The sequence below is a fragment of the Thioalkalivibrio sp. ALJ1 genome, assembly GCF_000745395.1.
Classification (GTDB): Bacteria; Pseudomonadota; Gammaproteobacteria; order Ectothiorhodospirales; family Ectothiorhodospiraceae; genus Thioalkalivibrio.
This window is the reverse complement of record NZ_KN050684.1, coordinates 335,331-354,863: the sequence shown is the minus strand read 5'-3', so window position 1 is coordinate 354,863 and position 19,533 is coordinate 335,331. Positions and strand designations below refer to the sequence as shown.

Below are 19,533 nucleotides of genomic sequence, written 5' to 3'. Positions count from 1 at the left end.
TTCATGTATTAAGAGGGCGAAGCCCATGCAAGTCGCGCAAAACGCCGTGGTGGCCATCCACTACACCCTGACCAACGACGCTGGCGAGAAGATCGACAGCTCCGAAGGCCGCGAGCCGTTGGCCTACCTGCACGGGAATGGTCAGCTCGTCCCGGGTCTGGAGCGAGAGCTCGAAGGCAAGGCCGCGGGTGACAAGGTCCAGGCCAAGGTTGCCCCGGCAGAAGGCTATGGCGAGAAGATCGATGCCATGGTCCAGGAAATCCCGATGGATGCGTTCCAGGGGGTCGAATCCGTGGAGCCGGGGATGCAGTTCCAGGCGCAGACCGAGAATGGCCCGCTGACTGTCACCGTGACCAAGGTTGAGGGCGACACCGCGACGGTAGATGGCAACCATCCGCTGGCCGGCGAGACCCTGAACTTCGACGTCGAGATCGTCGAAGTCCGCGAGGCCTCCGCCGAAGAGCTGGAGCACGGCCACGCCCATGGCGAAGGCGGTCACCAGCACTAGGACGGGTTGTGGGCGGGCATGCCGCCTGCCACGCCGTTCTTCCAGGCCCCGCTTCTGCGGGGCCTTTTTATTGTCGGAACGAGAGTTCGTATAGGCCTAAGAGTGCTAATGGTGTTGCAAACCATTCTCAATCACCGTATCGTCCTTTCCCAACATACGAGTCAGGTTGAGGAAGGCGATGATCGTCTGCATCTGCAAGTCTGTACGCGAACGGGACATCCGGGAACTGGTCGATTCCAGTCAGGAAGGTCTCCGCATGCGGGATCTACGTGAGCGCTTGGGCGTGAGCTCGGAATGCGGCAAGTGCGCCCGGCGTGCGCATTGCCTGTTGAAGGGGTGCGCGAACGAGGCGGCTCGGCACAATCGAGAGGATGCCCCTGGTGGTCATCTCGCGGTCAGTCTTGACCCTGCGTCACTGCCCGAGTCGGCGGTGGGGTTGTAAGCTAGGGCGCTTGCGCACGGGTTACGTGCGGCGGGTAGGGCCGCTTGCTCCCGGGCGTCAGTTGCCCAATCCATCGAGAAACTCGTAAAGACTATCCAGCTACAGCGCTGCTCTCCACGTGAGCGCGTGGATGTCCGCTCTGGCGCGACACTGGGTGCAATTGTTGAGTGCTTTCGGAGTTAATACATGAATTTCGAAGAATGGGTCCCATCGGAGCGTCTGGCAGGGTTTCTGGACGCCGGCGGGCCTGTCGTACTGATTTTGTTGGGCGCGTCCGTGGTCGCGTTGGCCTTTGTGTTGGTCAAGGTCTGGCAGCTATGGCGATTGCAAGTAACCAACGTGCGCCCGGCCGAGGAAGCGCTGGAGCGCTTTCACCAGGGCGATATCGAAGGCGCGATTCAGTGCGCGGACGCCTCGCCGAATCCGGCCGCGGGAGCCGTGTCCCTAGGCATCCGAGGGCTCCACAACGGGGTGCCAGAGGCCGTCGTGCGCGAGGAAGTCGTGCGTTATGGCAATGGCATGATCCAGTCTCTGCGCCAGGGTTTGCGACCCCTCGAGGTGATCGGCGCACTGGCGCCTCTGCTGGGTCTTCTGGGGACAGTTATGGGCATGATTCGGGCATTTCAGGCATTGGAAGAGGCCGGCAGCCAGGTGGATCCCGCAGTGCTTTCCGGGGGTATATGGGAGGCGTTGCTGACCACGGCGGTTGGACTTGCGGTGGCGATCCCGGTGGTCGCGGCCCTCAACTGGCTGGAGACCCGCGTCGAGCGCGTGGCCCATCGCATGGATGATGCGGTCACCCGGCTGTTCACGGGCGGGCTTTATCCCTCGGTCGGCTCGTCCGCGTCGGCTCGCAAACCCTCGGCCAAGGATGCCGGAGAGGGCAGCCAGCCCCGAACGGCCGATGCTGGACACTAATCGTCCCCGCCGGCGTAACTTGATCAGCCTGACTCCGCTGATCGACGTCGTCTTCATCCTGCTCATCTTCTTCATGCTGGCCTCGAGCTTTCTGGATTGGCGTGCAGTGCAGCTTGAGGCCCCCGCCGAGGCTGGGGGGGCTGGCTCGATGGAGGGCGCGATGCTGGTCGAGATCCGCCCGGAAGGCTTGCGGATGGGTGGCCAGGTGATCGCGGAGGGTGAGCTAGGTGACCAGATTCGAGCGCGCGTGCGGGAAGACGCCGATACGCGTGTGCTGGTAATGCCTGCAGCCGGCGTGAGCATGCAGGACACGGTCAATGTGCTGGAAGGACTCTCCGCCGTTGGTGCGCGCAATCTCTCCGTGATTCGGGATGGGCGCCCATGATCGGACAACGCCGCCACTTTCATGTCGCGCATCGCCCGCGCAACGATGACGAGAGCATCCTGCCGCTGATCAACATCGTCTTCCTGCTGTTGATTTTTTTCATGGTGGCCGGTCAGTTGAGCGCGATCGATCCGTTCGAGGTCGAGCCGGTGGAATCGGCGGTTGATGGTCAGCCTGGGCCGGATCAGTTCATGGTCATTGTCGGTACCGATGGCCGTCTTGCGGTTAATCAGGACGAGACCGACCTCGACGGCATGATGGCCCTGGTGCGCGAACATCTGGAACGTCATGGCGAATCGGCGCGCGTGAGGGTCAAGGCGGATGGGCGTGCGGAGGCGGTTGAGGTGGTGGGCGTACTGGAGCGCCTGCGCGAGGTCGGGGTCGAGCGGATTGACCTGCTGACGGTGCCGGAGGCCTGATGCAGCCCACGTTCCGACATTGGGTGGCCGCCCTCGTGCTGGCCGTCGCGCTGCACATGCTGGTTGCTGCGGCATTGCTGCTGCGCGAGCCACCCGCGGGCGCCGAGGATGCCGGTGTAGGCGGCCTGGAGATCTCCATGGCTGCGGCTGGGGGTGCTCCCGAGGTCATGCCCGCAGAGGCGGCGGAAACCGCTGAAGAAGCCGAACCGGTGGAGCCGGAGGTGCCCGAGGCGGTGGAGGCCGAGCCCGTGGAACCGGAAACGGCCGAGCCGGTAGAGCCGGAACAACAGCCGGTGGAAGAGGCCGAGGTCGTCGAACCCGAACCCGAACCCGAACCCGAACCCGAACCCGAACCCGAACCCGAACCCGAACCCGAACCCGAACCCGAACCCGAGCCCGAGCCCGAGCCCGAGCCCGAGCCCGAGCCCGAGCCTGAGCCTGAGCCTGAGCCTGAACCCGCGTCGGAATCCAGCGAGGATCGTGACCCGACGGATGATGCCTCCGAGACGGCTGAGACCGATGCGCCCGACGAGGAAGCCGGCTCGCCGGGCTCCGGCGCTGCACCCTCGGACTCCGACGCGGCAGGAGGGGGACAGCCGGGTGCCGACGCGGACTATCTAGCGGAGCTCCAGGCATGGGTTGAACAGCACAAGCGCTATCCGCGTCAGGCTCAGCGCCGCAGAGAGGAAGGCACCGCGTCGGTGTGGCTGCGTCTCGATGGCGAGGGAAACGTGATGGAGTATCGGATCGAGGAGAGTTCGGGTAGTCGAGTCCTGGACCGTGCGGTCGAGGACATGGTGGAGCGTGCCGATCCGTTCCCTGCCCCGAGTGCCATTGACCGGAACGAATTCGAGATCGTGGTGCCCGTAACCTTTTCCATTCGCTGACGATCAGATGAGCGACCTACTGGCCTCTGGCATGGGGTCGAGTAGTCCGGCCCAGTGGAGTCAGCCCGAGTCGAAGATGAGGAGTGTCCAATGTATCCGTCAAGAAAGACCATCAGCATGTGGCTTCTGGGCGTTGTTGTGCTCGCGCTTTCGGGAAACGCGACGGCCGAGGGGGACCCCGCAATCGGCGTGCAACTGAATAAGCTCGAAGTCGATGGTGACGACTGTCGGGCGCATCTGGTGTTGGAGAATGGTCTTGGCGAGGCCTTGGAGTCGTTCCAGCTGGATATGGTGGTGTTCGACGAGGATGGGATTATTCAGCGGCGCACGGTGGTCGAGATGGCACCGTTGCGGGCGGGAAGTATTTCGGTAAGGGCTTTCCGGATGACGGACACGAGCTGTGACAGCGTTGGCCGCATCCTGATCAACGACATCAATGTTTGTGAAGGTTCGGAAGGGGCGATCGACGGCTGCGCCGATTATGTTCAGGTCGAGAGCCTTGCGGACGTACCTTTGGTTCGTTGACCCCTCTGTCCCAATAAAATTCAATAACCGGGTTGCGAATCGTTCGCATTAGCGATATTGTTTCTCATCGTTGAGGGTGTCTTGTATCCCGACCAGGTCAATCGGGGTATTGCAGTGGGCTCGGACGGTGTTTCGTGACCCATTAGTACCAAGTGTTCATCCGAGTATGACCAAAGACCTTTTCAGGAGAGTCGTGATGCAAGGCGATAAAGAAGTCATCCGGTATCTCAACCAGGCCCTAAGGGGCGAGTTGACTGCCATTAACCAATATTTCCTCCATTCCCGCATGTTCAAGGACTGGGGGCTGGAAAAGCTGGCCGCGGCCGAATACGAAGAATCGATCGATGAAATGAAGCATGCGGACGAGTTGATCAACCGCATCCTGTTTCTCGAAGGTCTGCCCAATTTGCAGGATCTGGGCACCCTGAATATTGGGGAGAACACTCGCGAGATTCTCGAGGCCGACCTGGCGCTCGAGCATGAGGGGGCCCCTGTCTATCGCGAGGCGATCGCTCATTGCGAGAAGGTTCGGGACTACGTGACCCGGGATTTGCTCCAGAAAATCCTCGACAGCGAGGAAAGCCATATCGACTGGCTAGAGACCCAGCTGCAACTGATCGACCGAATTGGTTTGCAGAACTACGAGCAGAGCCAGGCGAGTTCCGTGTCGTAATCAACCGCAACGGCCATCCCCTCGCGTCGGGGGTGGCCTGGAGGCAGCAATGAGTTCCAGTGGACCAGATTTTGGGTCGAACGTGGACGAGCCGACGCGGACTTCAGCTGCCGTCCATGGTGGTTGTTCGAGGCCGCGCGAGGTTTGTTCCAGTGAGTTGTTGCAGGAGTCAGACCGGCTGTTCATTCACCACGAGGGGCAGTGTTACACGCTCCGTATGACCTCCAGCCGAAAACTAATTTTGACCAAATAAAACAAGTAACGCATGGCAAGCCAGCCAGCCCTTTAGGGTATGCCAGCCAGCCTCCCGGATGCGGCTCCATACAGAGACCGCCGCTACCTACCAACCTCAGGGAGACTGATGATGAACCACAAACGTGTGCTGGCTATTGCGATTGGGACGGTATTGGGCGCGCCATTGGCGCACGCCCAAGAGGGCTCCGCCACCGGCGGGACTGAACGGCTTTCGCCTGTCGTCATAACGGCCGGCGGTTTCGAGCAGGACCTGCAGCAGGCCCCCGCCAGCATTTCTGTCGTGACCCGCGAGGAGCTGGAACGCAAAGAGGTCACCAATCTCGCGGATGCGCTGCGCGGGGTCGAGGGGGTGAACGTGCGCTCCCTGGATGCACGTAGTGGCAAGACCGGCAATCAGACGATCAGTTTGCGCGGTCTGCCCGAGGAATACACCCTGGTGCTGATCGACGGGGTGCGCCAGAACGTCTCCGGCACCGTGGCGCCAAACGCCTTTACCGATGCCTCCAGTGTGTTCATGCCGCCGGTCGCCGCGATCGAGCGTATCGAGGTCATTCGTGGCCCGATGTCGACCCTGTATGGCTCGGATGCGATTGGCGGGGTGGTCAATATCATTACCCGTCAGCCAACGGACGAGTGGGAGGGGGCGGCCTCGCTGGGACACACCTTCCAGTCCGACTCGGACTTTGGGGGATATTCCACGCTGGAGGGGTATCTGGCGGGCCCGCTGGTCGATGAGCGGCTTTCGATGCAGCTCTATACCCGGTTGTACGAACGTGCGGCCTCCAGCATCGATATCCCCGGGACCGAGTCCAGCCTGACCGATAACCGCACGATGGGGCAGAACCCCACCAGTGCCAATGTCGAGACGTTTGGTGGGCGGCTGATCTTTACGCCCAACGCTCAGGACGAGTTCTCGCTGCGGTTGGACACTACGCGCCAGACCTATGACAACTCGCGCGGCCAGCTCGGCCGGCTGACCGGAACGGGCGACTCGCGGGATAACTTCCTGCGTGGCTATTCCCGCGAGCTCGAATTCCAGCGCGACCAGATTCGCCTGGGGCATCGTGGTGACTACGACTTTGGTACCTGGGAAACCACGCTGACCCAGGACAGTGTCGAGACCAAGGGCCGTACCATCAACCAGGGGGCCGTGCCCGATGCCTCCCGCGAGGGTGGCCCACGCAAGCTGCAGCTCGACACCACAATCGTGGACTCCAAGCTGGTCACCGACTTCGACGATCACATCGTCACGGTGGGCGGGCAGTACCTGCGCCCCAAACTGGAAGACGGCCTCTTGCCTGACACCCTGTCGACGTGGCAGTACAGCCTGTTTGTAGAGGACGAGTGGTTCATGACCGACCGCTTCGCTCTGACCGGCGGCCTGCGTTTCGATGACAACGAGCACTTCAGCAGTCAGATCACCCCAAGGTTGTACGGTGTGTTCAATGCGACGGATACGGTGACCCTTAAGGGTGGGGTCGGTCAGGGCTTTCGTGCCCCGTACATTGAGCAGATCACGGACGGTGTGATTGGCTATGGCGATGGTGGCTCCACCCCGCTGTTCGGTAACCCTGACCTCGAGCCCGAACGCAGTACCAATGTCGAGTTCACTGTCGCCTATGACAATTATCAGGACTTCTCCGCCGAGGCGACCGTGTTCCGCAACGAGCTCAAGGACAAGATCGAGCGTGGGACCGGTGCCAACGAAGGTATCGATGTGAATATCGGAGAGTCCGTCGTGCGCGGGATCGAGCTTGCTGGACGTTATCAGTTCGCGCCGGACTGGGCGTTCTCGGCGAACTACACCTGGACCGACAGCGAGGTGAAAAAGGGTGGCACCGCCGCCAGTGCTGTGGGTGACCCGTTGGCGAGCGTCCCCGAGCACATGCTGAACGCGCGTCTCGACTGGCAGGCCACCCCGCGGGTAGCGGGCTTTGCCGAGGCCGAATACCGCAGCAGTGCATTCCGTCCGCGCAATTACCATGAACCGCAGGATGGCGGTAGCGCGCAAGGCGCCTACGACGCGCTCGGCGACTTCCGTGGCTTCACGATGGTGAACGTGGGTGCCGCATACCGAATCACGGAGAACGTGAGCCTGAACGCGACGATCTACAACCTGCTGGACAAGGACTTCAAGGACTACCGGTCCTATGCACGCGAGGACACGGGCGAGACCACGTTCAGCAATGTCTACAACAACATTTATGAGCCACGGCGTCTGTTTGTGTCGCTGAACGCGCGGTTCTGATGACTCCAGATCGATCGTTCAATGAGTTGCCCCAAGGGCATCGCTCACCGCTGTGAAAGATTGATACCAATCACAGTTTGCCGGGGCGGGTGGCGGATAGGCCGATCATTCTTGTATTCCGATGGTCCCAAGCTGCGAGTCCATCAACAGGCGATCCTCGACAGGGGCTGTCGACTGGGCTATTTACGTGAAGGATCCATTTACCGGTAAAGGAGCGAACCGATGCTCAATAAATCTCGACTGACGATCTTCCTGATGGCGTTGTTGTTGGCGTTGGGGGGTGCAAGCCTCGCTGGCTGCGACAACCAAGGCCCGGCCGAAGAGGCGGGCGAAGATATCGATGACGCCATGGACGATGCGGGTGACTCGATGGAAGATGCGGGTGAAGAGATGGAAGACACCTTCAGCGACTGATAGGTCTCTCCCAGAAAAGCCCCGGCACGCAACGCGTGTCGGGGCTTTTTTTACGCTTCTGGGCGGGGCTCAGAGGTTATCGTCACCCTCGGGTTCCAGGGAGCCGCCCTGTTCGTCCATGCCGTCGTCTGTTGGGGGTTGTTGCTGCATCCCGCCTTCTTCTGGCGGCTGCTGCATGTCGCCTTCCGGAGGCGGGGCGCTCTGCATACCGCCTTCACCACCCTCGGGCTGTTCCTGCATCTGTTGTTCCTCGAACTCTTCCATGCCCATGTCGCCATCGGAACAGCCCATCAGGAATACGAAGGGGGCAATGGCCATGGCGGCCAGGATCTTGGTGGAATGCTTCATGGAAACTCCTGTCCATTTGGGTAAAGGTGAACGGTATAAAGGCGTTCACTCCTCGGGACAGAACAAACGGCGCCAGAGTTTCCGGTACTTCGTCACAGTTTTTTCGGAGACGCCCGCTGTTCGTGCGACGCATCACGCCTCGGCGTGCGGTTTGTCGACGCCCTTGGGATGCCTCGCTAAAGTGAAGTCGGACAATTTCGGACCGGACATGATGGCGCAACCTTCCTCAATCGATTCCTTGCTTGATCAGGCGCGAGATGCCTGGACCCAGGGTCAACATGACACCGCGATGACGCTTTGGCGTCAGGGCGCAGAGGGCGGTGACCCCCAGTGCGCCTATAACCTGGGGGTACTGCTGGATGAGGGCCAGTTTCTCCCGCGCGATGCGGTGGAGGCTGCTCAGTGGTACCAGCGTGCGGCCGAGGAAGGCTTTCCGGATGCGGCCTTCAACCTGGCCGTGCTGTTCGAGCAGGGCGATGGTGTACCTGCGAATCCCAACGAGGCGGCGCGCTGGTTCCATATCGCGGCGGAACGCGGCAATGCCCAGGCGATGTTCAACCTCGGTGTTAAATACGACGAAGGACAAGGCCTGCCACAGGACTCCGAACAGGCCGCGCAGTGGTACCTGGTCGCGGCCGAGGCGGGTGAAGGCCGGGGCGCGGCCAACCTCGGGCGTTTGTTCGCGATGGGCGAGGGCGTTGAGCGTTCCGATGTCTCGGCGTTCAAGTGGTATGCCATTGCCGCCGAGATGGGCGTGGCCAGTGCCGCCCGCCACCGTGAGCGCGTCGCCCGCGAATTGAGCCCCGATGAACGTATGCACGCGGGCGAGCGCGCCCAGGAATGGCTGCACAACCAGGCACAGGCAAAGCCGCCCGCACCGCGTCTGCAGTAGCCGCCACTCAAGCCAGATGGTCAAACGCCTCGGACGAGGCTACAAGGGCTATGCCCCGCTACGGAAACACTCAAGGTGTTCGCGCAGATCGTCGCGGCGCGCCTCGCGATGACGGGGTTGTTCGGCGCCGAGGGGTGTTCGGCATTGCGGCGACGGGGATGTGGCCCGGGCCCGGGATTCAGGGCGATGCGCCACACACCTCCCAATGCCCTTCTTCGTGCCTTCGTGAGCTTCGTGGTGAACAAGCCCTTGACCTTGATCAGCCGAGGATTAGATCACCACGTTCAGTTCGCGGCGGGGCTCTTCCGTGGGGCCGGCCAGGCTGACGGCTAGCTCGACACGGCGGCGCAGGGCTTCGACCCCGCCGCCGCCCAGCACCCCACCATCGGAGGGTGCGGCCGGCTCGTCGCCGTTGCGGAAGGCTTCGATCTGGGCCGCGACGCGGGCGCGCGAGGCCATTTCTTGTTCCGAGCGGGGCGGGAAACTCAGGCCCTGGTCTTGTTCGGCATCCCCGCCGCGGTTTTCTTCCTGTTCGGCGCGATCCTCGATCGGCCGCCGGGCCTCGCCGGCCTCGGGGTCGTTCAGTGGGCGCTCGAATTCTGCCGGGGTGGACAGCTGCCCCAGGCCCAGCCGATCGCTGCCGGTCGGGCGCGTGCCGATCGGTACCGCAGCTGAGGGGTTGCTAACCGGGACTTCCATCGTATGCCTCGACGAGCCTCCTGGTGGGGGGTTAGGCGCGCACGTCCAAAAGCGAGCCGATCATGCGGTCTTCGGCCTGCAGGGTCTTCACCGAGGCCTCGACCTGGTTTTGGCTCGCGATCATGCCAACCTGGGCGCCTGTGCTTTCACGGCTGCCGGCCTGTTCGGTCGCAACCGTATGGGCCTGTTGGCGCAGGCTGGTCACACCATTCTGGATGCCCTTCAGGGCGGCGCTGCCGTCGATCATGGATCCATACTCGCTTGTGCGTCGCTCGAATCGTATGACCCGATTATAGATCAATTAGTTGCATTTCACCTGCGGCGAAGGGCGGGGCGCCTCAGGTGCGTCGGAGGCAGGACTCCAGGTGCTCGCGAACGGCTGCGCGCGCATGCGCCTGGCGAGCCTGCCATTCGTCGAGGCGTTGGCGGCGGGCCTCATGGTCGATGCCTTCGTCCAGGCGCGCCAGCACTTCGGCGGCCACCGCCTCGGGGTCTTCGCCGCGCGCCACCAGCCCAGTGTGCTCGGCGGCCATACGCAGGCGAGTGGCTGCATCCGGATGCCGCTCATGGGCCGCCGGGCCACAGATTACGGCGCTGCCGCAGGCGAGTGGAAGACCCAGGTCTGGCGGCGTCTCGCTGGCGGCCAGGGTCCCGCCGGGCAGCGTGATATCGGCGCAGGTGTAGGCTGCGCGCAGGGTCTCGGGGTCTTCGATGTAGTACACCCGGTTCTTGCGCGGGACGAAGGAGGTCATGAAGCGGTTGTGACGGATGATCGGCAGTGAGTACTTGATTGCATCGCGATACACCGGTTCGTGCCGTTCGGGGTCGGCGGGAGCGAGCAACAGGATGGCCGCCGTCTTGCGCAGCACCGCGAACAGCACGGCGAAGGCGAATGCCTCCTCACCCGGCCCGGTGTTCGGGGCCAGCAGGATGGGATGGCCCTTCTCGTGGTATTCGCGGAAGCGTTCGCAAAAGGCGTCATCTCCCCCCGGGGCTGCGGGAAGGTCCACGGCGCCGGCAATTGGGTCCCCAATCACCTGGGCGATGTCAGTGGGCGTTGCACCCGCACGCGTCGTGAACACCGCGCTCCATTCGGCGCCCTCGGGGCCCGGCCCCTCGGCGTTGATCCAGATGCAGGGTGCCTGGATCGACATCAGGACGTGCCCCAGGGCGGCGATGTCCTGACTCCCCAGGACCAGCACGGCGCGGGGGCTCAGTCGTGCGAGGCGGGAGGCTGCCAGGTCTGGGGTCATGGCCAAGGCCGGGAGACTGGCCACCAGGCCCTCGACCTCGCGGTCATGGCCGCAATCGGTGGCGCCCAGGGCCACGGGGCCGACCTGGTTTGCCAGCTCGTGCAGCCAGTCGGTGGCTGCTTGCAGGGTGGCCCCTGGCGCCAGGATCAGAATGCGCCCACGGCTGTCGTCGGGGACGGAGCGGGCGGTGATCCAGGCTGACAAACGTGCGAACATGGCGGGCTGTTATCCGGTGGGCAGTAAGCGGCGCATTATACGAGGCGGTGTGCCGCGCCCGCCATGTCCGGGCTTTACGTCTTCAAGGGGAATCGCGCGATGCACTTACGCTGGATCATCGGGTTGGTGGCGATGGCGGTCATTATGGCTCTTGCGATGTGGGTCTATTCCAATCCGGGCGGGACGCGCACCCAGCAGTTCTCCGATCTGCCCTGGCAGATCGAGGTCGGTGATCGCCAGCGCACGCGGGTCATGGGGATCGTCCTTGGCGAGACCACGATGGCCGATATGATGGGCCGTCTGCCGGTGCCGGATATCCGCCTGTTCGTGGATGCCGACGGCTCGCGCTCGGTGGAGGCCTACTACTCGAACGCGCGTATCCCGCCGTTCGAGGCCAACCTGATCCTGCGCCCAGACCTGGACGAGGCGGCGCTGGACCGGATCGAGTCGGAGACGACCTCCGTGCGTCCGATGCCCAGCGGCGCCCGTCGCTACGGCCTCAGTGATGATGCCCTGACGTCGCTCGGCAATGTGCCGGTCGTCGAGATGAGCTACATCCCGCGAGCGCATTGGACTGAGGATGTGATCACCCAGCGTTTCGGCGAGCCGCGCGAACGCATGCGTATCGATTCCGATCACAGCTACTGGCTTTACCCCGAGTACGGGCTGGCCATTCTGGTCCCGCGGCGCGGCCGTGTGTTGATGCATTACGTCACCCAGGCACGCTGGGGGCAGACGGTAGAGCGCCTGCACGATGAGGGCCGTCGCCGTCTGGGCGAGGATCACGGGGATCATGAGTGAGCAACGCGCCCCGGGCCCGGACCGGCCATTCTGGGAGCGTCCCCTCGACACGCTGACGCATGCCGAGTGGGAGGCGCTCTGCGATGGTTGCGGGCGTTGTTGCCTGCATAAGTTGGAGGACGAGGACTCGGGCGAGCTGGCCTTCACCTGGCTGGCCTGTGATCTGCTGGATTGCGAAAGTGGCTACTGCTCGAACTACGAAAACCGCCGTGAGTTCGTACCGGATTGCATCCAGCTCACCCTCGAAGACCTGTCGCAGTACAACTGGCTACCGCCGACCTGCGCCTACCGGCTGCGCTTCGAGGGCAAGCCACTGCCCGCATGGCATCCCCTTCTCAGCGGCGATCCGGACAGCGTGCGCGCGGCGAGGGTCTCGGTGGCCGGTCGCGTGATCGGCGAGAGCGTGGCGCCCGATTTGCCGCTGATCGACTACGTGGTGGACTGGCCGGGACAGGAGCCGGAATCGGCTCGTCGCTGGACCCCAATGGTTCGCCAGCCGCAGGAGTAGCCGTGTCGCGGGTGGTGGACCTGTTCGTTTACGGCACGCTCAAGCGTGGCTTGGCGAATCACCGCGCGTTCTGCGCCCAGGCCGTGCACATCCAGCCCGCGACGATCATGGGGCGGTTGTATCACCTGCCTGTGGGCTATCCGGCCGTGCAGATCCCGCCAAGCCAGATCCTGCTGGAAGCTAGCCCCGATCCGGCGCGCGACGCGGACCGTCAACACCGATCCCCTAAGCCTGCGTCTCCCGAGGCTCCGGAGGCCCACTGGGGTGCCATCCACGGCGAGTGGGTTCGCCTGCCCGATCCTGCGCGGACCCTGCCGCCGGTGGACACCCTTGAAGGCGTGCGCCCCGATGGCCGTGGGGAGTACCGCCGGACGCTGGTGTTGGCTCGAACCGAGGGTGGTCCGAGAGCCTTGTGGGTGTACTGGATGCCGCAGTTGCCATCTGGCGCGCGCTACCTTCCCGAAGGGACATGGCCGCCCAACTCCTGACCCGGTCGTAGCGCTTACCGTGTTCCCCCTTGATCCCGGCCGCCGGTGAACGGTGCGTCTCGCTTTGCTCAACCGCACCCTGAAACGCCGACTTAGGGCCTTCCTACCCGGCGGCGGCGAGGAGTTCGCGGGCGTGGGTCCGGGTGGTCTCGGTGAGCTGACTCCCACCGATCAGGCGCGCCAGGGCCTCCACACGGTGCTCGTCGTCCAGTGACTGGATTGCGGTGCGGGTCCCGTTCTCGGCGTGGGTCTTTTGCACCTCCAACTGGTGATGCGCTTGCGCGGCGACCTGGGCCAGGTGGGTGACGCAGAGGACCTGATGGCGCTCGCCGAGGGTCCGCAGTTTGCGCCCAACCACCTCGGCCACCGCGCCGCTGATGCCGCTGTCGACCTCGTCGAAGATCAGGGTGGGCACGGTCTGTTGCTGACTGGCCAGGACCTGAAGGGCCAGGCCGATGCGCGAGAGTTCGCCGCCGGAGGCGACCTTGGCCATCGGCTGCGGTGCGCTGCCCGGGTTCGCGGCCACGCGGAACTCGATCTGGTCGAGACCGTGCGCCTGTGGCTTGTCGGCGGGTTCGATGCCGATCTCGAAGTGGCCGCCGGCCATGCCCAGTTCCTGCATGGTGTCGGTGACTGCCTGGCCAATGTGTTCTGCCGCTTGCTGGCGGGCCTGGGTAAGTGCCGTCGCGGCGGTGTCGAAGGCGCTGCGGGTCTCCTGCTCGCGCTCCTCCAGCGCCTCTACGGTCTGGCCGCCGTTCTCGAGGGCGTCCAGCTCCGCCTGGAGTTCGTCGTACAGGCTAGGCAGGGTCTCGGGGTCGACGTGGTGCTTGCGCGCCAGGCGCAGGTATTCGCTGACCCGGGTGTCCAGCTCGGCCAGGCGCTCCGGGTCCAGCTCGACGCTGTCCGCGAGGCGCCGCAGGGTGTCGCCGGCCTCGTCGATCTGGATGCGGGCGGACTCCAGTAGGTCGACTGCCGGCTGGATCCGTTCGTCATGTTGCACGGCATCCTGCAAGGCATGCAGGACTTGGCTGAGCTGGGTGTCCAGCCCGCTGTCGTCCTCGATCTGCTGGCTGGCCGTTTGCAGGGCGCTCAGGACCTCGGTGCCGTGGGCGAGCTGGTTCTGCTCGGTCAAGAGCCGCGGGTACTCGTCGGCGACCGGCGCCAGTTCGGCCAGTTCGCCGGTCTGGAAACGCAGCAGGTCGAGACGGTCGGAGGTGTCGGCCTGGGCCTCGCGCGCCTGTTCCTGCGCGCGGGCGGCTTCGCGCCAGGCGCGGTAGGCATCGCGCACGGTCGCGACCGGCTGGCCCTCGAGAAAACCGTCCAGCCAGTGGCGCTGGGTGTCGCGCTGCAACAACTGCTGGTGGGCATGCTGGCCATGGATGTCTACCAGCCATTCGCCCAGGGTACGTAACTGGCCGACGGCAACCGGGCGTCCGTTGATCCAGGCGCGGCTCTTGCCCTGGCGGGTGAGGACCCGGCGCAGAAGCACGTGGTCGTCCTCGTCGGCGCCCAGCTCCTGTTCGGCCAGCCAGGCGGTGGCCGGGCCCTCGTCGGGCAGGGCGAATTCCGCGGAGAGATCGGCCTGCTCGGCGCCCTCGCGCACCATGCTGGCATCGGCGCGATCACCCAGCAGCTGGCCGATCACGTCGATCAGGATGGACTTGCCGGCCCCGGTTTCGCCGGTCAGGGCACTCAGGCCTGTATCCAGCTCCAGTTCCAGCTGGTCGATGATCGCGAAGTCGCGGATGCTGATCAGGCGCAGCATGAGATCAGGGTTGCTCGCCCCAGCGCAGCTTGGTGCGAAGCACGCGCAGGAAGTGATGTTCGCGGGGATGGATCAGCGTCAGCGCTTGCTCGCGGCGGTGGATGCGGAGCAGGTCGCCGGGGGCAAAATCCACGTTCTCCTGGCCGTCCAGTGCGATCTGGGCCGGCGAGCGGCTACCACTGGACAGTCGGATCTCGATGGTGGAGCGACCGCTGACGACCAGCGGGCGATGGTTCAGGCTGTGCGGGCAGACCGGTACGAGCACCATCGCGTCTAGCTGTGGGGTCAGGATCGGCCCTCCGGCGGACAGGGCGTAGGCGGTGGAGCCGGTTGGGGTGGCCACCACCAGACCGTCGGCGCGCAGACGGCCGACATCCATGCCGTCGATGGCGGTGTCGAATTCGATGATGCGCACCACGCTCAGCACGTGCAGGACCACATCGTTCAGGGCGATACCGCGGTGGATGGTGACACCGTCGCGGATCAGTTCCGCCTCCAGCATCGCGCGCGGTTCGCGCTCGAAGGCCCCATCGAGGACCTCGCCCAGCTCCTCGGGAGCCGTGTCGGGGGAGACGTCCACCAGGAAACCCAGCCGACCCAGGTTGATCCCCAGCAGCGGCGTGTCGGCGTCGGCCACCTCGCGGGCGGTGGCGAGCAAGGTCCCGTCGCCACCAATCACGATCAGCAGATCGACCGCCTGGGCCAGCTCTTCCAGGGGCAGCAGGTCGACGCGGTCCGGGCGTTCGAAGCCGTCGATCTCCTGTTCCATGAAGACCTGGCGTCCGCGTTCCTGCAGCAGACCCACCAGCGTCGCGACCAGCGGCGCGGTGCGCGAATCGCTGGTCTTGCCGACCAGTCCGACCTTATTAAAGTCTGGCATCATGCCGGCATTATCCGGAAAAGGGCCCGCGACTGCACCCGGGGTTTACAGGGACACACTAATCAGTGTTTCCCTTGACGTGCTTCCGACTCCATCCAAGACTGTACCTTTGTAGCACTCGACCGAGTGGAGCGCTGACGATCCATGGAAAACGCAACGATCAATCTGGACGCCAGGGCCCGCACCCTGCTGCGGACCCTGATCGAGAGTTATATCCGGGATGGTCAGCCCGTCGGATCGCGCACCCTGGCCCGAACCTCCGGGCTGAGCGTGAGTGCCGCCACTGTGCGCAACGTGATGGCGGATCTCGAGGATATGGGGCTGATCCACTCGCCGCACACCTCGGCCGGTCGTATTCCCACGCCGGCCGGTTACCGGTTGTTCGTCGACAGCCTGCTGGAGGTGCGTAACCCGTCGCCGGAGGACATCCGTGCGATCCAGTCCGGGTTCGACCCGAATGCCAGCACCCAGGACCTGATGGATGCCACCAGTAACCTGCTTTCGAGGGTCACGCGCATGGCCGGGATGGTACGTCTGCCCCGGCATCGCAACGTGGCACTCAGTCAGATCGAGTTCCTGCGTCTCGGCGAGGGCCGCGTCCTCGCGATCCTGGTGATTGATGGTAAAGAGGTGCAAAACCGGGTCCTGGAGCTGGAGCGTGACTTCGACCAGGACGAGTTGCAGCGCATGGCGAACTACCTGAACGCCCATCTGGCCGGGAAGAGCCTGCATACGGTGCGGGCCGAACTCCTGCGCGAAATGCGCGAAGTGCGCGACGACCTCGACGCGATGATGCTGGCCGCGATCGACCTGGGCGAGAAGGCGGTCGGCGACGAAGATCCGGACGACGTGGTCGTGGCCGGCCAGACGCATCTGCTCGGCTACGAGGAGTTGGCGGATATGGCCCGCCTGCGCCAGTTGCTGGAGGCCTTCAACGAGAAACAGGAGATCCTTGGCATCCTCGACCAGTGCATCCGCAGCGACCGAGTGCAGATCTTTATCGGTCGCGAATCCGGGCTCGACTGGTTCGAGAACTGTTCGGTGGTAACCGCTCCCTATAGCGTGGATGGTGAAGTGGTCGGCGTGCTGGGGGTCATTGGGCCCACGCGCATGTCCTATGACCGGGTGATCCCGATTGTGGATGTGACCGCCCGGTTGCTCGGTTCGGCGCTGGGCGATCCGGCCAACGATGCGAAGAAGTAGTTCCGCGGCCTTGAAACCACTACGAGTGCCCCCAACATTCGCTAGACAACCCGAATTCACTCTGCCTGCCGGTCGTACACCGGGCGGGCGGTCCCATTTTTTTCGATTCGCGAGGCCATCATGTCCGAACAGCGGGAACCCCAGGAACAGCCGGAAGAGCTCGAGAGCCGACACGAAGAGTCGCCCAGTGCCGATAGTCAGGACGACGGCGGCACGGACGATCGGTTACAGGAGCTTGAGGTCCTGGCCGAAGAGCGCCGCGATCAGGCCCTGCGCGCGCAGGCGGAGCTGGAGAATCAGCGCCGGCGTTTCGAGCGTGAGCTGGAGAACGCGCACAAGTACGCGATGGAAAAGTTTGCCTCCGAGATGCTAGAGGTGAGCGACTCGCTGGAGATGGGCCTGCAGGCCGCGCGCGAGTCCAAGGATGTCGAGCGCATCATCGAGGGCGCCGAGCTTACCCTGAAGAATCTGACCCGCGTGTTCGAGAAGTTCGGTATCCAGTCCGAAGACCCGACCGGCCAGCGTTTCGATCCGGAACGCCACCAGGCGATGTCCATGCAGGAAGATCCGGAAAACCCGCCGAATACCGTGGTCGCCACTATGCAGAAGGGCTTCCTGCTGCAGGGCCGTGTATTGCGCCCGGCCATGGTGGTGGTCTCCAAGGCGCCGACCTCTCCGAATATTGACGAGAGCGCCTGACGCCGTGTTTCCGGGGCGGGTTTCGGGGATGTCGGACACGGTCCCCTTGAAAACCCGACCCGAGGCCCCAGATTCCCGTACAAGTTGGCAGACGAACACGTGCTGCCGGAAAAAATTTTTCGCATCAGGAGATTTCAGTCATGGGCAAGATCATTGGTATTGACCTCGGTACCACCAATTCCTGTGTCGCCGTCATGGAAGGCGATCAGGCCAAGGTGATCGAAAACGCCGAAGGTACCCGCACCACTCCGTCCATCGTCGCGTTTAGTGACGACGGCGAGGTGCTGGTCGGCCAGTCCGCGAAGCGTCAGGCGGTCACCAACCCACAAAACACCGTGTTCGCGGCCAAGCGTCTGATCGGGCGCAAGTTCGATGAAGGCGAGGTCCAGAAGGACATCAAGCTCGTCTCCTACAACATCGTGAAAGCCGACAACGGCGACGCGTGGATCGAGGTGCAGGGTAAGAAGATGGCCCCGCCGGAGATATCCGCGCGCGTGCTGCAGAAGATGAAGAAGACCGCCGAGGACTACCTGGGCGAGACCGTGACCGAGGCGGTGATCACCGTCCCGGCCTACTTCAACGACTCCCAGCGCCAGGCGACCAAGGACGCCGGCAAGATCGCCGGGCTCGAGGTCAAGCGCATTATCAACGAACCGACCGCGGCCGCGCTGGCCTACGGCATGGACAAGCAGCGCGGGGATCGCAAGATCGCCGTGTATGACCTGGGTGGCGGTACCTTCGACGTCTCGATCATCGAGATCGCCGAGGTGGATGGCGAGCACCAGTTCGAAGTGCTGGCGACCAACGGCGATACCTTCCTGGGTGGCGAGGACTTCGACAACCGCCTGATCGACTACCTGGTCGAGGAATTCAAGAAGGATCAGGGCATCGACATCAAGGGTGACCCGCTGGCGATGCAGCGCGTGAAGGAGGCCGCCGAGAAGGCCAAGATCGAGCTGTCCTCCAGCCAGCAGACCGAGGTCAACCTGCCGTACATCACGGCCGACAACACCGGGCCGAAGCACCTGGCGCTGAAGATTACCCGCGCCAAGCTGGAGAGCTTGGTCGAGGACCTGGTCAAGCGTTCCATCGAGCCGTGCAAGGTCGCGCTGAAGGACGCCGGCCTGTCCGCTTCCGAGGTGGACGATGTGATCCTGGTCGGCGGTCAGACCCGCATGCCCAAGGTGCAGGAGGCGGTGCAGGCGTTCTTCGGCAAGGAGCCGCGCAAGGACGTGAACCCGGACGAGGCCGTCGCCGTGGGTGCCGCGGTGCAGGCCGGCGTGCTGGGTGGCGACGTCAAGGACGTGCTCCTGCTGGACGTGACCCCGCTGTCGCTCGGGATCGAGACGATGGGTGGCGTGATGACCAAGCTGATCGAGAAGAACACCACCATCCCGACCCGGGCCAACCAGGTGTTCTCCACCGCCGACGACAACCAGACCGCGGTGACCGTGCACGTGCTGCAGGGAGAGCGCGACATGGCCAGCGCCAACAAGTCGCTGGGCCGCTTCGACCTGCAGGACATCCCGGCCGCGCCGCGTGGTGTGCCGCAGATCGAGGTTACCTTCGACATCGACTCCAACGGGATCCTGAACGTCTCGGCCAAGGACAAGGCGACCGGCAAGGAGAATAAGATCGTGATCAAGGCCTCCTCTGGCCTGTCCGACGAAGAAGTCGAACAGATGGTCAAGGATGCCGAGGCCCATGCCGAGGAAGACAAGAAGTTCCAGCAGTTGGTCGGTGCGCGTAACCAGGCCGATGCCCTGGTGCACTCGGCCGAGAAATCGCTGAAGGATCTGGCGGACCAGGTTTCCGACGAGGAGCGCACGGCGATCGAGTCGGCCGTGGCCGAGGTCAGGACTGCGATGGAAGGGGACGATCCCGAGGCCATCGAACAGGCCACCCAGAAGCTGGCGGAGGCCTCCGGCAAGCTGGCCGAGAAGGCCTATGCCCAGGGCGCGGATGCCGCGGGCGATGCGGGGGCTGAGCAGGCCGATAGCGGCCAGCAGACCGACGACGTCGTGGACGCCGAATTCGAGGAAGTCAACGACGACCAGAAAAAGCAGGGCTGATGCCACACCCGGTGGGGCCTGGTGCCCCACCGCCA

The 19,533-nt window shown here is 64.0% G+C and carries 23 protein-coding genes and 1 pseudogene; 18 read left to right on the top strand and 6 right to left on the bottom strand.

Annotated features, from left to right (window positions below):
• The first annotated feature begins 25 nt into the window (after positions 1-25).
• The 11 genes and pseudogenes from F462_RS04005 (at position 26) to F462_RS03965 (ending at position 7,674) form a co-directional block, all read left to right on the top strand.
• Entirely contained in the window at positions 26-508 is a 483-nt protein-coding gene (locus tag F462_RS04005; RefSeq protein WP_018142053.1) for an FKBP-type peptidyl-prolyl cis-trans isomerase, read from the top strand.
• Positions 509-686: 178 nt separating this feature from the next.
• Entirely contained in the window at positions 687-950 is a 264-nt protein-coding gene (locus F462_RS13220) for a (2Fe-2S)-binding protein (protein ID WP_081911358.1), read from the top strand.
• 186 nt (positions 951-1,136) lie between these two features.
• Entirely contained in the window at positions 1,137-1,868 is a 732-nt protein-coding gene (locus F462_RS04000) for a MotA/TolQ/ExbB proton channel family protein (protein WP_018142052.1), read from the top strand.
• Positions 1,855-2,253, top strand: a complete 399-nt coding sequence (locus F462_RS03995; RefSeq protein ID WP_018142051.1) for an ExbD/TolR family protein — start codon at positions 1,855-1,857, stop codon at positions 2,251-2,253. The genes F462_RS04000 and F462_RS03995 overlap by 14 nt, the downstream gene beginning before the upstream one ends.
• Positions 2,250-2,672 carry an ExbD/TolR family protein gene (locus tag F462_RS03990; protein WP_038051814.1) on the top strand — a complete coding sequence of 141 codons (423 nt, stop codon included), beginning with the start codon at positions 2,250-2,252 and terminating at the stop codon, positions 2,670-2,672. Before F462_RS03995 ends, F462_RS03990 begins: the two co-directional genes overlap by 4 nt.
• On the top strand, positions 2,672-3,559 hold the full coding sequence (locus F462_RS03985; RefSeq protein WP_038051811.1) for an energy transducer TonB: 888 nt from the start codon (positions 2,672-2,674) through the stop codon (positions 3,557-3,559). Before F462_RS03990 ends, F462_RS03985 begins: the two co-directional genes overlap by 1 nt.
• Positions 3,560-3,676: 117 nt before the next feature.
• Positions 3,677-4,084: a hypothetical protein gene (locus F462_RS03980; RefSeq protein WP_038054801.1), complete on the top strand. Its 408-nt coding sequence runs from the start codon at positions 3,677-3,679 to the stop codon at positions 4,082-4,084.
• Positions 4,085-4,280: 196 nt separating this feature from the next.
• A complete protein-coding gene (gene bfr, locus F462_RS03975; protein WP_038051808.1) occupies positions 4,281-4,757 on the top strand; it encodes a bacterioferritin in 477 nt (158 codons plus the stop codon).
• A 133-nt stretch (positions 4,758-4,890) separates the two neighbouring features.
• Positions 4,891-5,010 (top strand): annotated as a pseudogene (gene hemP, locus F462_RS13950) (hemin uptake protein HemP); the annotation flags it as partial.
• 111 nt (positions 5,011-5,121) lie between these two features.
• On the top strand, positions 5,122-7,260 hold the full coding sequence (locus F462_RS03970; RefSeq protein WP_038051805.1) for a TonB-dependent receptor domain-containing protein: 2,139 nt from the start codon (positions 5,122-5,124) through the stop codon (positions 7,258-7,260).
• Positions 7,261-7,482: 222 nt separating this feature from the next.
• Positions 7,483-7,674, top strand: coding sequence for a hypothetical protein (locus F462_RS03965; RefSeq protein ID WP_018142043.1), 192 nt, complete (start codon positions 7,483-7,485; stop codon positions 7,672-7,674).
• A 69-nt stretch (positions 7,675-7,743) separates the two neighbouring features.
• On the opposite strand, the gene F462_RS03960 is transcribed toward F462_RS03965, so the two are convergent.
• The gene (locus F462_RS03960; protein WP_018874390.1) at positions 7,744-8,022 is read right to left on the bottom strand and encodes a hypothetical protein; all 279 of its coding nucleotides are present in this window, start codon (positions 8,020-8,022) and stop codon (positions 7,744-7,746) included.
• A 211-nt stretch (positions 8,023-8,233) separates the two neighbouring features.
• On the opposite strand from F462_RS03960, the gene F462_RS03955 reads away from it, so the two are divergent.
• Complete coding sequence (locus tag F462_RS03955) at positions 8,234-8,914, top strand: tetratricopeptide repeat protein (protein WP_038054800.1); 681 nt, start codon at positions 8,234-8,236, stop codon at positions 8,912-8,914.
• Positions 8,915-9,184: 270 nt separating this feature from the next.
• On the opposite strand, the gene F462_RS03950 is transcribed toward F462_RS03955, so the two are convergent.
• The 3 genes from F462_RS03950 to F462_RS03940 form a co-directional block, all read right to left on the bottom strand.
• Entirely contained in the window at positions 9,185-9,613 is a 429-nt protein-coding gene (locus tag F462_RS03950) for a hypothetical protein (protein WP_018142040.1), read from the bottom strand.
• A 31-nt stretch (positions 9,614-9,644) separates the two neighbouring features.
• Positions 9,645-9,860: a hypothetical protein gene (locus tag F462_RS03945; RefSeq protein ID WP_018142039.1), complete on the bottom strand. Its 216-nt coding sequence runs from the start codon at positions 9,858-9,860 to the stop codon at positions 9,645-9,647.
• 91 nt (positions 9,861-9,951) lie between these two features.
• Positions 9,952-11,082, bottom strand: coding sequence for a hypothetical protein (locus F462_RS03940; RefSeq protein WP_018142038.1), 1,131 nt, complete (start codon positions 11,080-11,082; stop codon positions 9,952-9,954).
• 99 nt (positions 11,083-11,181) lie between these two features.
• On the opposite strand from F462_RS03940, the gene F462_RS03935 reads away from it, so the two are divergent.
• Genes F462_RS03935 through F462_RS03925 form a run of 3 tightly spaced genes read left to right on the top strand, consistent with a single transcriptional unit; the run spans position 11,182 to position 12,879 of the window.
• Entirely contained in the window at positions 11,182-11,883 is a 702-nt protein-coding gene (locus F462_RS03935; RefSeq protein WP_026181680.1) for a hypothetical protein, read from the top strand.
• Positions 11,876-12,391, top strand: a complete 516-nt coding sequence (locus F462_RS03930; protein ID WP_038051802.1) for a YcgN family cysteine cluster protein — start codon at positions 11,876-11,878, stop codon at positions 12,389-12,391. The genes F462_RS03935 and F462_RS03930 overlap by 8 nt, the downstream gene beginning before the upstream one ends.
• A 2-nt stretch (positions 12,392-12,393) precedes the next feature.
• The gene (locus F462_RS03925; RefSeq protein WP_038051799.1) at positions 12,394-12,879 is read left to right on the top strand and encodes a gamma-glutamylcyclotransferase family protein; all 486 of its coding nucleotides are present in this window, start codon (positions 12,394-12,396) and stop codon (positions 12,877-12,879) included.
• Positions 12,880-12,982: 103 nt separating this feature from the next.
• Here the strand turns inward: F462_RS03925 and recN are convergent, their stop codons facing one another.
• Positions 12,983-14,644, bottom strand: coding sequence for a DNA repair protein RecN (gene recN / locus F462_RS03920; RefSeq protein WP_038051796.1), 1,662 nt, complete (start codon positions 14,642-14,644; stop codon positions 12,983-12,985).
• A 4-nt stretch (positions 14,645-14,648) separates the two neighbouring features.
• Entirely contained in the window at positions 14,649-15,527 is an 879-nt protein-coding gene (locus F462_RS03915; protein WP_038051792.1) for an NAD(+) kinase, read from the bottom strand.
• A 141-nt stretch (positions 15,528-15,668) separates the two neighbouring features.
• Between F462_RS03915 and hrcA the strand changes: the two genes are divergently transcribed.
• The 3 genes from hrcA to dnaK all read left to right on the top strand — a co-directional run bounded on the left by hrcA (position 15,669) and on the right by dnaK (position 19,498).
• Positions 15,669-16,727: a heat-inducible transcriptional repressor HrcA gene (gene hrcA, locus F462_RS03910; protein ID WP_018142032.1), complete on the top strand. Its 1,059-nt coding sequence runs from the start codon at positions 15,669-15,671 to the stop codon at positions 16,725-16,727.
• Positions 16,728-16,847: 120 nt separating this feature from the next.
• Positions 16,848-17,426 carry a nucleotide exchange factor GrpE gene (gene grpE / locus F462_RS03905; protein ID WP_038051789.1) on the top strand — a complete coding sequence of 193 codons (579 nt, stop codon included), beginning with the start codon at positions 16,848-16,850 and terminating at the stop codon, positions 17,424-17,426.
• A gap of 140 nt (positions 17,427-17,566) precedes the next feature.
• The gene (dnaK, locus tag F462_RS03900) at positions 17,567-19,498 is read left to right on the top strand and encodes a molecular chaperone DnaK (protein ID WP_038051786.1); all 1,932 of its coding nucleotides are present in this window, start codon (positions 17,567-17,569) and stop codon (positions 19,496-19,498) included.
• Positions 19,499-19,533: the final 35 nt, after the last annotated feature.